This window comes from Pseudomonas sp. A25(2017) (assembly GCF_002001065.1).
Taxonomy (GTDB): Bacteria; Pseudomonadota; Gammaproteobacteria; order Pseudomonadales; family Pseudomonadaceae; genus Aquipseudomonas; species Aquipseudomonas kilonensis.
On record NZ_MUOA01000062.1, the window covers coordinates 35,607 to 48,223 of the forward strand.

9 protein-coding genes are annotated in these 12,617 nt (G+C 62.0%); 4 read left to right on the forward strand and 5 right to left on the reverse strand.

Annotated features, from left to right (window positions below; all coding sequences use genetic code 11):
* Window positions 1–25 precede the first annotated feature (25 nt).
* The gene (gene rmf, locus B0E42_RS14915) at window positions 26–241 is read right to left on the reverse strand and encodes a ribosome modulation factor (RefSeq protein ID WP_003223300.1); all 216 of its coding nucleotides are present in this window, start codon (window positions 239–241) and stop codon (window positions 26–28) included.
* Window positions 242–772: 531 nt separating this feature from the next.
* Between rmf and rlmKL the strand changes: the two genes are divergently transcribed.
* Together rlmKL and B0E42_RS14925 are read left to right on the forward strand one after the other, a co-directional pair.
* On the forward strand, window positions 773–3,043 hold the full coding sequence (rlmKL, locus tag B0E42_RS14920; RefSeq protein ID WP_077506737.1) for a bifunctional 23S rRNA (guanine(2069)-N(7))-methyltransferase RlmK/23S rRNA (guanine(2445)-N(2))-methyltransferase RlmL: 2,271 nt from the start codon (window positions 773–775) through the stop codon (window positions 3,041–3,043).
* Between the two features lie 143 nt (window positions 3,044–3,186).
* Window positions 3,187–5,571, forward strand: a complete 2,385-nt coding sequence (locus B0E42_RS14925; RefSeq protein WP_077506738.1) for a diguanylate cyclase — start codon at window positions 3,187–3,189, stop codon at window positions 5,569–5,571.
* A 261-nt stretch (window positions 5,572–5,832) separates the two neighbouring features.
* Here the strand turns inward: B0E42_RS14925 and dacB are convergent, their stop codons facing one another.
* Window positions 5,833–7,299, reverse strand: coding sequence for a D-alanyl-D-alanine carboxypeptidase/D-alanyl-D-alanine-endopeptidase (dacB, locus tag B0E42_RS14930; RefSeq protein WP_018608653.1), 1,467 nt, complete (start codon window positions 7,297–7,299; stop codon window positions 5,833–5,835).
* 231 nt (window positions 7,300–7,530) lie between these two features.
* On the opposite strand from dacB, the gene B0E42_RS14935 reads away from it, so the two are divergent.
* On the forward strand, window positions 7,531–7,875 hold the full coding sequence (locus B0E42_RS14935) for a YggL family protein (RefSeq protein WP_003199553.1): 345 nt from the start codon (window positions 7,531–7,533) through the stop codon (window positions 7,873–7,875).
* Between the two features lie 158 nt (window positions 7,876–8,033).
* On the opposite strand, the gene B0E42_RS14940 is transcribed toward B0E42_RS14935, so the two are convergent.
* Window positions 8,034–9,224, reverse strand: coding sequence for a benzoate/H(+) symporter BenE family transporter (locus B0E42_RS14940; RefSeq protein WP_077506739.1), 1,191 nt, complete (start codon window positions 9,222–9,224; stop codon window positions 8,034–8,036).
* A 244-nt stretch (window positions 9,225–9,468) separates the two neighbouring features.
* Here B0E42_RS14940 and B0E42_RS14945 point away from each other — a divergent pair, with 244 nt between their 5' ends.
* On the forward strand, window positions 9,469–10,233 hold the full coding sequence (locus B0E42_RS14945) for a GntR family transcriptional regulator (protein WP_003183531.1): 765 nt from the start codon (window positions 9,469–9,471) through the stop codon (window positions 10,231–10,233).
* A 125-nt stretch (window positions 10,234–10,358) separates the two neighbouring features.
* Here B0E42_RS14945 and guaD read toward each other — a convergent pair whose 3' ends face one another.
* Together guaD and xdhC are read right to left on the reverse strand one after the other, a co-directional pair.
* A complete protein-coding gene (guaD, locus tag B0E42_RS14950; protein ID WP_077506740.1) occupies window positions 10,359–11,663 on the reverse strand; it encodes a guanine deaminase in 1,305 nt (434 codons plus the stop codon).
* A gap of 19 nt (window positions 11,664–11,682) precedes the next feature.
* The gene (xdhC, locus tag B0E42_RS14955) at window positions 11,683–12,525 is read right to left on the reverse strand and encodes a xanthine dehydrogenase accessory protein XdhC (RefSeq protein ID WP_077506741.1); all 843 of its coding nucleotides are present in this window, start codon (window positions 12,523–12,525) and stop codon (window positions 11,683–11,685) included.
* Window positions 12,526–12,617: the final 92 nt, after the last annotated feature.

The window sequence follows — 12,617 nt, forward strand, 5'->3', positions numbered from 1 at the left end:
GAGTTCTTGAGTATTAAGCCCTGTGTCAGCCGACGGCGTGAAGTTCGTTGAGTCTGTGGATACCCGCAGTGCCGGTCATACCGTCCCAGTTGTCGCCGCGTCCTTCTCGCCAGCCATTGATCCAGGCTTGACGTACCGACGGTAGAGTAAAGGGGCAAAGCTCACGGGATTTACCACCAACGCCATATTGGTAACCACGTAAAAATGCTCTTTCCAACGGATCACGCTTAAGTCTTCTCATAGGGTGTTGCCCTCACTTGTTGACTGTTACTTAGCGTCGACCTCTATCGAGGCCGGGGCAGAATCATTCTGCCGTTGGTGGCTCGTTGCCGGCGTGACGAGCCGAGGTGTTGACGCCGTTGCGACGTCAACCTGTGTTGAGTTCTAACCAAAGCGTCACATGGATGGAATGATCGTTTTGTCATAAGCACGTAACAATAAAGATGTTAGGGCGATAAGTAACTTGATGTTCGTTGACCGCTTTTGAGCAAGACCCCTGTATGATCGGCCCTGCGCCAAAGAGGATGGCCTTTCCTCGAATGAGAATGTCCCCCTGTTGCACTCGGGTACTATTCGACGAAAGGGTCGAGTTTTCACAATTTGTTGCACAGAATTTTTTTTCTGCCTTCGCATCTAAGCTCTTTTAACCTGAGCGGCGAGGGTGGCACGGCACACTTTCGTGCCACGCGGGTGCTCTTGAGAAAAGCACCTGATTGAACCCGGCCCGGCAATGCGTTGCCCGGTCCACTTAGCCAAAGGCTCTGGAAATCCCATGTCCGATCGTTTCGAACTCTTCCTCACTTGCCCCAAGGGCCTCGAAGGCCTGCTCATCGAGGAAGCCGTCGGGCTTGGCCTTGAAGAGGCGCGCGAGCACACTTCGGCCGTGCGCGGCATGGCCGACATGGAAACGGCGTATCGCCTGTGCCTGTGGTCGCGCCTGGCCAACCGCGTGTTGCTGGTGCTCAAGCGCTTCCCGATGAAGGACGCCGAAGACCTCTACCACGGCGTGCTGGATGTTGACTGGCAAGACCACATGCTGGCCGATGGCACCCTGGCGGTAGAGTTCAGTGGCCACGGCTCGGGCATCGACAACACCCATTTCGGCGCCTTGAAGGTCAAGGACGCCATCGTCGACAAGCTGCGCACGCCGTCGGGCGAGCGACCGTCCATCGACAAGCTCAATCCGGACCTGCGCATCCACCTGCGCCTGGACCGCGGCGAAGCGATTCTCTCCCTCGATCTTTCCGGCCACAGCCTGCACCAGCGCGGTTATCGCCTGCAGCAAGGCGCTGCGCCGCTGAAGGAAAACCTCGCCGCCGCGATCCTGATCCGCGCCGGTTGGCCGCGCATTGCCGCTGAAGGCGGGGCACTGGCCGACCCGATGTGCGGTGTGGGTACGTTCCTGGTGGAAGCCGGGATGATCGCCGCCGACATGGCGCCGAACCTGCGCCGCCAGCAGTGGGGCTTTACCGCCTGGCTCGGCCACGTGCCGGCGTTGTGGAAGAAACTCCACGAAGAAGCCACCGAACGCGCCGCTGCCGGCCTGGCCAAGCCACCGTTGTGGATTCGCGGCTACGAAGCCGACCCACGGCTGATCCAGCCGGGCCGTAACAACGTCGAACGTGCTGGCCTGAGCGAATGGATCAAGATCTATCAAGGCGAAGTCGCCACCTTCGAGCCGCGTCCAGACCAGAACCAGAAGGGCCTGGTGATCTGCAACCCGCCGTACGGCGAGCGCCTGGGCGATGAAGCCAGCCTGCTTTACCTCTACCAGAACCTCGGCGAACGCCTGCGCCAGGCCTGCTTGAACTGGGAGGCGGCGGTATTTACCGGCGCGCCGGACCTTGGCAAGCGCATGGGTATTCGCAGCCACAAGCAGTATTCGTTCTGGAACGGCGCCTTGCCGTGCAAGTTGCTGCTGATCAAGGTGTTGCCGGACCAGTTCGTCACTGGCGAACGTCGCACCCCGGAACAGCGTCAGGCCGAGCGTGAGCAGGCCGCCTACGATCAGGCCCCGGAAGTACCGCAAGAGCGCCAGTACAACAAGAACGGCAACCCGATCAAGCCAGCACCGGCGCCGGCCCCTGTGGTCGAGCAGGCACGGTTGAGCGAAGGCGGGCAGATGTTCGCCAATCGCCTGCAAAAAAACCTCAAGTTGCTGAGTAAGTGGACCAAGCGTGAAGGTGTGGACTGCTACCGGGTCTACGATGCCGACATGCCGGAATACTCCATGGCCATTGACCTGTACCACGACTGGGTGCACGTCCAGGAATACGTCGCGCCGAAGTCCATCGACCCGGAAAAAGCCTCGGCCCGGCTGTTCGACGCCCTGGCGGCGATTCCCCAGGCGCTGAACGTGGACAAGAGCCGCGTGGTGATCAAGCGTCGCGAGCGCCAGAGCGGCACCAAGCAGTACGAGCGCCAGAGCGCCCAGGGCAAGTTCACCGAGGTCAACGAAGGCGGCGTGAAGCTGCTGGTCAACCTCACCGACTACCTGGACACCGGGCTGTTTCTCGACCATCGGCCGATGCGCCTGCGGATCCAGAAAGAGGCGGCCGGCAAGCGTTTCCTCAACCTGTTCTGCTACACCGCGACCGCCAGCGTCCACGCTGCCAAGGGTGGTGCCCGGAGCACCACCAGCGTCGACCTGTCGAAAACCTACCTGGACTGGGCACGGCGTAACCTGTCGCTCAATGGTTTTTCCGACAAGAACCGCCTGGAGCAGGGCGACGTGATGGCCTGGCTGGAAGCCAGCCGTGACGAGTACGACCTGATCTTCATCGACCCGCCGACCTTCTCCAACTCCAAGCGCATGGAAGGCGTGTTCGACGTGCAGCGCGACCATGTGCAGTTGCTGGACCTGGCCATGGCACGCCTGGCCCCGGGCGGCGTGCTGTACTTCTCCAACAATTTCCGCAAGTTCCAACTCGAGGACAACCTCGGCGAGCGCTACGCTGTGGAAGAGATCACGGCCAAGACCATTGATCCGGATTTTGCCCGCAACGGCAAGATCCACCGTGCCTGGAAGATCATGGCCCGTTGATCCGGGCCTGATTGGATCCACGAAGCCTTGTAATCCAAGGCTTCCGGCCTCGTTCTGGGGCTGGTCAAAGTGATGGCGAATAGCTATAACTTAGGCTGTGTCCAGGGTTGTACTTATGCCTGGTACCTTCGCGAGTTGTATTTATGGCATTGCATCAGGTGCGCCCCAGGATCCTGGGTTTTATCAGCGAAGACGTGTCGGCCTGGCTGGTGGCTTCGCTGGTGCTGCTGGCCGGTGCCTTCCTGACTGGCGTGCTGACCTGGGCGATGATGAACCTGGTCAATCAACAACTGCGCCAGCGTTTCGAGATGCATGTCGAGGAGCGTTTCAGCCGCATTGAGGAACAGTTCCAGGACGAGGAGCAAATCCTCGGCAGCCTCGGACGCTTTTTTGCCAACTCCGAAGGGGTCTCCAACAGCGAATTCCGTGGCTACGCCGTCGCGCTGTTGCGCCGTACCCGGGCCTTCGCTTGGGTGCCCAGGGTGGTGCGCGACGAACGGCACGCGTTCGAACAGCGGGCGCAGGCAGAAGGGGCCACTCAATTTACGATCCGCGAGGCGGACGGCCACGGAGGCCTGCGACTGGCCGCCGAACGGGACGAATACGCACCGCTGCTCTACATCCAGAGCCAGGCGTCCTACGGGACACCGCTGGGCCTGGACCTGCTTTCCGAACCCGTGCGCCGCGCCACCCTCGAGCGGGCCCGCCAGCAAGGCGGGTTGGTGGCCTCGCAACCCGTGGACTTGATGGGCGCCGACCCGGTATTTTCTCGCGGGCTACTGCTGGTCGCGCCGGTGATCAGGGCGTCGGCCAGCGAACCGCTCGGGTATGTGGTGGCGGTCATCAGCATGCGGCAACTGGCGGGCGACGGGCTGCCGGCGTCCGGTCACGACAATCTGTCGATGCGGGTCATGGACCCGTCTACCAAAAACGGCGAGGAGGCATTGTTCGAGTCCCGCAACCCGCCGGGCCAGAGCGATTTGGCGGCGACCCGCCTGTTGCGTCTGGCTGATCGCGATTACCGGGTGGAATTGCGACCCAGCCGGGTGTTTCTGTCGACCAATCATTCTTCGGTCACGACCATGGTGATACTCGGCGGCTTGCTCAGCCTGCTGCTCAGCGCCTTGCTCTATGTGTTGGTCAGCCAGCGGCAGCGGGCCTTGAAACTGGTGGAGCAGCGCACCCGTGAACTGCGCGCCCGGGAGCAGGAGCTGCGCGGTACCCATGGCCAGTTGCGCGGTGTGCTGGATGCCGCGACCCAGGTCGCGATCATCGCCACTGACCTGCGTGGCGTCATCACCACCTTCAACGTCGGTGCCGAACAGATGCTCGGTTACCAGAGCTGCGAGGTCCTGCAGAGCATGACCCTGGAAAGCCTGCATGTACCGCGCGAACTCCAGGCCCGCGCCGCCCAACTCGGCGCGCGCTTCGGCAAGCCGATTCCGACGTGCCACGCGATGCTGCTCGAGGGCGGCGAGCAGGGCGGGCAACAGGCGCGGGAGTGGACCCTGGTGCGCCGCGATGGCAGCCACTTGACCGTGAACATGCTTGCCACACCGATGCTCGATGACCAGGGGCTGTGGGTCGGGCACCTGGCGATCTGCATCGATATCACTGAACGCAAGCGTGTCCACGAAGCGTTGGCTGCCCGTGACTTGTTGCTGAAAAAGCTCAGTGCCCACGTGCCCGGTGGCATCTACCAGTTCAAAATGGATTTCAACGGTCGCTTCAGCGTGATCTATGCCAGCGACGGCATTCGTGACATCTATGAAATGGAACCCGATGTGCTGGTGCAGAACGCCGAGGCGGTTTTCTCGCGGATCCACCCGTTGGACAGCACGCGCGTCCGCGCTTCGATTCGTGCTTCGGCCCATACCTTGAGCCCGTGGCGGGAAGAGTATCGGGTGCAATTGCCCCTGCGCGGGCTGCGCTGGGTACGCGGTGAGGCCACGCCGGAGGAACTGCCCGGCGGTGGAGTGTTGTGGCATGGCTATGTCTCGGATATTTCCGACCTCAAACGGGTGGAAGAAGAACTGCGGGCCTTGTCCGTCACCGATGCCCTGACCGGCATTCGCAACCGCCGCTATTTCCAGGATCGCCTGACTTCGGAGATGGCACGGGTCGAGCGTGGTTCCGGGGGGCTGGCGGTCATCATGCTCGACATTGACCACTTCAAGCGCATCAACGACCAGCATGGCCACGCAGTGGGCGACCGGGTGTTGCAGGCGGTCTGCCAACGCGTCGCCCAGCGGTTGCGGCGCACCGATGTGTTTTGCCGGCTGGGTGGGGAAGAGTTCGTCGTGCTGTGCCCGGACACTGACAGCGAAAATGCCTACATCTTGGCATTGGAGCTGTGGGAAGGCTTGCGGGCGGCGCCCATCGAGGATGTGGGGTTTGTCACCGCCAGCTTCGGTATCGCCACCTGGCGCGCCGGGGAGGGCGCCGATGCGTTGCTGCTAAGGGCTGACTCGGGCGTGTATGCGGCCAAGCAGGCCGGGCGAGATCGGGTCGAGACGCAGTTGGGTTAGCCACTTTTAGGTCTAGGGGGGCAAAGTGTGGGAGCGGGCTTGCTCGCGAAGGCGGCGTGTCAGCCAACGCAATGCTTGAATGTTATACCGCATTCGCGAGCAAGCCCGCTCCCACACTTGATCTTCAGTGGGCACAACCTTCGTGTGTGACACAAATCCCCTGTGGGAGCGAGCTTGCTCGCGATAGCGCCAGGTCAGTCACATCCATACCAACTGACCGACTGAATCGCGAGCAGGCTCCCACATTGGGTTTGTGCTGTGTCAGAGCACCGAAGCCGTCTGCGGCAGTTTCGGCTGGCGGTACAGGTCCAGCAGCACCTGGTCCAGCACCGACGAAGCGCCCCAAGGCTTCGGGTCGTTGAGAATCGCCACCACCGCCCAGGTATTGCCATTGATGTCGCGGCTGTAGCCGGCGATGGCGCGGACGGTGTTCAGGGTCCCGGTCTTGACGTGGGCCTCGCCCGCCATCGCGGTGGTCTTCAGGCGTTTGCGCATGGTGCCGTCGGTGCCGGCAATCGGCATCGAACTGATGAACTCGGCCGAGTACGGGCTGCGCCAGGCGGCTTGCAGCATCGCCGCCATTTCCCGGGCGCTGACCCGTTCGGCGCGGGACAGACCGGAACCATTCTCCATCACCAGGTGCGGTGCGGTGATGCCTTTCTTGGCCAGCCACTGGCGTACCACCCGCTGCGCCGCCTTGGCGTCATCACCGTCGGCTTCGTTACGGAACTGCGCGCCGAGGCTCAGGAACAGTTGCTGGGCCATGGTGTTGTTACTGTATTTGTTGATGTCGCGGATGATCTCCGCCAAGTCCGGGGAGAACGCCCGGGCCAGGACCTTGGCGCTGCTCGGGGTCGCTGCCAGGCGGTCCTGGCCCTGGATGCTGCCACCCAACTCTTTCCAGATCGCTCGCACCGCACCGGCAGTGTAGGTGGCGTGATCCAGCAACGACAGGTAGGTCTGGGAGCTGCAACCGTCCCCGAGCTGGCCGCCGACGGTCACTGTCACGCTGCCGTCTGCTTGCGGTACCGGGTTGTAGCGCACGCCGCCGGCGCATTGCTTGGAATTGACGGCCTTGACCTGGTTGTCGATGCGAATGCTCGCAATCGGCGGCTCCACCGACACCAGCACCCGGCCGCCGTCGTTACGGGCGACGAAGCGCAGGGCCTTGAGGTTGACCAGCAGCGAGTCGGGCTTGACCAGGAATGGTTTGTTTTCGTCGTTGCCGTCGTCGTTGAACTCGGGCAGTTGCGGTTGGATGAAGAATCCACGGTCCAGCACCAGGTCGCCGGTGACCTGCTGCACGCCGTTGGCCCGCAGATCGCGCATCAGCAGCCAGAGTTTTTCCATGTTCAGCTTGGGATCGCCGCCGCCCTTGAGATACAGGTTGCCGTTGAGGATCCCGCCGTTGAGAGTGCCGTCGGTGTAGAACTCGGTTTTCCACTGGTGATTGGGGCCGAGCATTTCCAGGGCCGCGTAGGTGGTCACCAGCTTCATGGTGGACGCCGGGTTCACCGAGACGTCGGCGTTGTACAGGGTCGGAGTGCCGGGGCCGTTGAGTGGCACCATCACCAGGGACAGCGCGTCGTTCTGCAGCTTGCTGTTCTTGAGGGCCTTTTGCACGTTGGGCGACAGGGCGGTGTTGATGGTGGCGGCGTAGGTGGTGACAGGGAGGGCCAGGGGAAGAAGAAGGCTGGCCAGAAGCAGTGGACGCAAAGATTTGATCATTTGAAATAAAACCCTACGGGCGAGGGGGAAATAACGAGGACATGAAAATGAACGCCCTCAACGGTCATGAAAGTGTCGGCATTATGCCCCAAGCCGCAACGGCTGGGGCCGTGCCTGAGCCCTTCGGCTGCTATTTTTTACCGACGGTAGGTCGATACGCCCGATCAGTCGGGCAATCGCCGCACCAAACTGGTAAAGTGCCGGCCGTTATTACTTATGAGGATTGTTCCAATGGCGACTAACCGTTCCCAGCGTCTGCGCAAAAAACTGTGCGTGGATGAATTTCAAGAGCTGGGTTTCGAACTGAACCTGGATTTCAAAGAAGATCTGGCCGATGAGGCTATTGACGCTTTCCTCGACGCTTTCCTGAAAGAAGCCATGGAAGCCAATGGCCTGGGCTACGTCGGCGGCGACGACTACGGTCTGGTTTGCCTGCAGAAGCGTGGCTCGGTTTCCGAAGAGCAGCGCGCTGCCGTTGAAGCCTGGCTCAAGGCACGTCCTGAGCTGACCAGCGTTGAAGTCAGCCCGCTGATGGACGTCTGGTACCCGGAAAAGCCGATCAATCCGGTCGCTTGATGGTCAGAAACCGGCAGCCCTTTCGGGCGCCGGTTTTTTTGTGCCTGTCTGTTGGGTAGCTGTTGCCCTTCAGGCCGCTATCGCGAGCAAGCTCGCTCCCACAGTGGTGATGTGAACGACACACATCCCCTGTGGGAGCGAGCTTGCTCGCGATGCTTTCAATCGTTGCGCCAGTTCAGGATCAGCAAGGTCAACACCCCCGCCACAATCCCCCAGAACGCCGAACCGATGGAGAACAGCGTCAGTCCCGACGCCGTGACCATGAAGGTGATCAGTGCCGCTTCCCGCTCCTTCACTTCGCTCATGGCGATGCTCAAGCCGTTGATGATCGACCCGAACAGCGCCAAGGCCGCGATGGACAGCACCAGCTCCTTGGGCAGCGCCGCGAACAACGCCGCCAGCGTCGCGCCGAACACCCCGGCAATCCCGTAGAAAATTCCGCACCAGACCGCCGCCGTGTAACGCTTGTTGCGATCTTCGTGGGCGTGGGGGCCGGTGCAGATCGCCGCGCTGATGGCCGCCAGGTTGATGCCGTGGGAACCGAGCGGCGCCAGCAGCAGCGAGGCGATGCCGGTGCTGGTGATCAATGGTGAGGCAGGCACGTGGTAACCATCGGCCCGCAGCACGGCGATGCCGGGCATGTTCTGCGAGGTCATCGCCACCACGAACAACGGAATGCCGATGCTGATGGTGGCCGCCAGGGAAAAGTGCGGCGTGGTCCACACCGGTGTCGCGACTTCCAGGGCAAAGCCGCTGAAGTCCAACAGCCCCATCAGGCCCGACAGCGCCGTACCGATCAACAGTGCCGCCAGTACCGCGTAGCGGGGCGACAGGCGCTTGACGATCAGATAGGTGAAAAACATCCCCAGCACCAGGCCGGTGCGATGCTGGGTGGCGACGAAGATCTCGCTGCCGATCTTGAACAGGATCCCCGCCAGCAGCGCCGCCGCCAGTGAGGCTGGAATACGCTTGACCAGGCGCTCGAAACTGCCGGTCAGGCCACAGATCGTCACCAATACTGCACAGGTGATATAGGCGCCGATGGCCTCGCCATAACTCACGCCGCCCAGGCTGGTGATTAGCAGCGCTGCGCCGGGTGTCGACCAGGCGATGGTGATCGGTGTGCGATAGCGCAGCGACAGGCCGATGGAACACACCGCCATGCCGATGGAGATCGCCCAGATCCACGAGGAAATCTGCCCGCTGGTCAGCCCGGCTGCCTGGCCGGCCTGGAACATCAGCACCAGGGAACTGGTGTAGCCGGTCATCATCGCGATGAACCCGGCGACGATGGCTGAAGGTGAGGTATCGGCCAATGGACGAAGTGGCGTGGTCGTGACTTCGGTCATGGTGGGCGGTGGTCCTTGTTGTAGATTGGCTGGGCCTGATCGCGCCACAGATTTTGGGTTTGCAGCCTAAACTCAACGCAGTAGCCGATTGCAATACAGCCATGCCCGCAAACAGCCGTACAGTCGTGTTGCCATCAGAGGTTGTGTACAATCGAGCTGTTTTTTACGCGATACTTGCCAGCGACCCGCTGTGCCGTATTACAGTCACGGTCAATTCGCCGCAGTTCTCCCGACTCGAGTGCCCATGAACGAACAGTTGCAACCCCTCAAGAAACAACCGCGAGCCGGTAAAGCCGGCCGCAGCGGAACCCAGGACGATATTGTCTATGCGCATATCTTCGAGGCCATCCTCGAACAACGCCTGGCGCCCGGTACCAAGTTGAGCGAAGAGGCACTGGGGGAGATTTTCGGGGTCAGCCGCACGATCATTCGTCGGGCGCTGTCACGTCTGGCCCACGAAGGCGTGGTGTTGCTGCGGCCCAACCGCGGTGCCGTGGTGGCGAGCCCGAGTGTCGAAGAGGCTCGCCAGGTGTTCATGGCCCGGCGCCTGGTGGAAAGGGCGATCACCGAATTGGCGGTGCAGCATGCCACGGCCGAACAATTGGCTGAGCTGCGGCAGATGGTCAGCGACGAGCGCGACAGTTTCTCCCGTGGCGACCGCGGCGCCGGCATCCGTTTGTCGGGCGAGTTTCACCTCAAGCTGGCCGAAGCGGCGAAGAACGCCCCGCTGATCAGCTTCCAGCGCAGCCTGGTGTCCCAGACGTCGCTGATCATCGCCCAGTACGAAAGCGGCAACCGTTCCCACTGCTCCTACGACGAACACACCCAGTTGATCGACGCCATCGAGGCTCGCGATGCCACGCTGGCAGTGGACTTGATGATGCATCACATGGACCACATCGACAGCAAGCTCAACCTCGACGAGGAAAGTGCGTCGGATGACTTGCATGCGGTGTTCTCGCACCTGCTGCAGAGCAAGAAGCCTGGGCGGTCGACCGCTAAGCTCTAACCCCCGACCCTGATCGTTCCCACGCTCTGCGTGGGAACGCAGCCCGGGACGCTCCGCGTCCCAAAAGCCGAACGCAGAGCGTCCGTTGAGGCATTCCCACGCAGAGCGTGGGAACGATCAAAAATCTACCGCTGATGCACCAACCTACCGGCCGCATACGTCTGCGCCACCGTCCGGTCATCCCCCAGCGTCATCAACACGAACAACCGCTCGGCAATGTCCTTGGCCTGCTTGAGGCGATAGCCCAGCAGCGGCGTGGCGTTGTAGTCCAGCACCAGGAAGTCCGCATCGGAACCCGGTTGCAACGTCCCGATTTTGTCCTCCAGGCGCAGGGCTCGGGCGCCGCCCAGGGTGGCCAGGTACAGCGACTTGAACGGGCTCAGCCGCGCGCCCTGTAACTGCATCACTTTGTAGGCTTCGTTCAGGGTTTGCAGCAGCGAAAAACTGGTGCCGCCACCCACGTCGGTACCCAATCCCACGTGCACTTTATGCTTCTCCGCCATCGGCAGGTTGAACAGGCCGCTGCCGAGAAAAAAGTTCGAGGTCGGGCAGAAGGCGATGGCCGATCCGGTCTCGGCCAGGCGCGCGCATTCGTCGTCACATAAGTGCACGCCATGGGCGAACACCGAGCGTTCGCCGAGCAGTTGGTAGTGGTCGTAGACGTCCAGGTAACCCTTGCGCTCCGGGAACAGCTCTTTGACCCACTGCACTTCCTGCAGGTTTTCACTGATGTGGGTCTGCATGTACAAGTCTGGGTATTCCCCCAGCAACTGACCGGCCAGGGCCAGTTGTTCCGGGGTGCTGGTGGGGGCGAAGCGCGGGGTCACCGCGTAGTGCAGGCGGCCCTTGCCGTGCCAGCGCTCGATCAGCGCCTTGCTCTCGGTGTAGCTGGATTCGGCAGTGTCGATCAGGTAGTCCGGGGCGTTGCGGTCCATCATCACTTTGCCGGCGATCATCCGCAGATCGAGCTTCTGGGCCACTTCAAAAAACGAATTCACCGATTGCGGGTGCACGCTGCCGAACACCAGCGCGGTGGTGGTGCCGTTGCGCAGCAATTCCTTGACGAAAATATCGGCCACGGCATCGGCGTGGGCCTTGTCGGCGAACTGGCTTTCGCAGGGGAAGGTGTAGGTGTTGAGCCAGTCCAGCAATTGCTCGCCATAGGCGCCGACCATGCCGGTTTGTGGCAGGTGGATGTGAGTGTCGATCAAGCCAGGCGTGATCAGCGCGTCCGGGTAATGAGAGACTTCGATGTCCGCTGCGAGGGTCGGCAGCAGGTCATGGGCGTGGCCGATGGCGCTGATCTGGCCGTTTTCCACCACCAGCAAGCCGTCTTCGAAATATTCATAGGACGCCTCGATACCGACTTCGGCCGGGTCGGCGAGGCTGTGGAGCAGGGCGGCGCGGTAGGCTTTGCGTGTCAGGGGCATGGGCATTCTCAACGAGTGTTCAACGGTTTGCCTGGCTACGGCGCGAGGCCGGCAGCAGCTTGGCAATCGGTTCGGCGCGGGCGGTGTGCTGGCCGAAATCGGCGTTATAGGTGGCGATGATTTCGCCGGCGATGGAGATGGCGATTTCCACAGGCAACTTGCCTTTGACTTCGCCGATGCCCATCGGGCAACGCATGCGCTGCAAGGTGCTGCTGTCAACACCACGATCACGCAGGCGATGCTCGAACTTGACCCGTTTGGTCTTCGAACCGATCAGGCCGAAGTACGCAAAGTCGTTGCGCTTGAGGATCGCGGCGCTCAGTTCCAGGTCGAGCTGATGGTTGTGGGTCATGACGATGCAGTAGCTGCCGACGGGCAATTCGTCGACTTCATCCAGTGGCTCTTCGGTGACGATCTTGCGCACGCCATGGGGCAGCTGTTCGGGGAACTCCGCCTCCCGCGAGTCGATCCAGCGCACCTTGCAGGGCAGGCTTGCCAGCAGCGGCACCAGGGCGCGGCCGACGTGGCCGGCGCCGAACACGGCGATCTGCGCCTGGACCTGGCCCATGGGTTCGAACAGCAGCACGGTGACGCCGCCGCAACACTGGCCCAGGCTCGCACCGAGGCTGAAACGCTCCAGATGGGTGTTCTGCTGGTCGCTGGCGAGCATGTTGCGGGCGATTTCCATGGCCTTGTATTCCAGGTGCCCGCCACCGATGGTGTCGAACGTCTGGCTGGCGCTGATGACCATCTTCGAACCGGCGTTGCGCGGGGTGGAGCCGAGCTCTTCGATGATCGTCACCAGCACGCAGGGTTCGCCGCGGGTTTGCAGGTCGGCGAGGGCGCTGATCCAGTTGTACATATTCACCTCGACATCTCTGTTGTCTGTTCGGCCGCTTTCGCGAGCAGGCTCGCTCCCACAGGGGATTTGTGAACACCGACCCAATGTGGGAG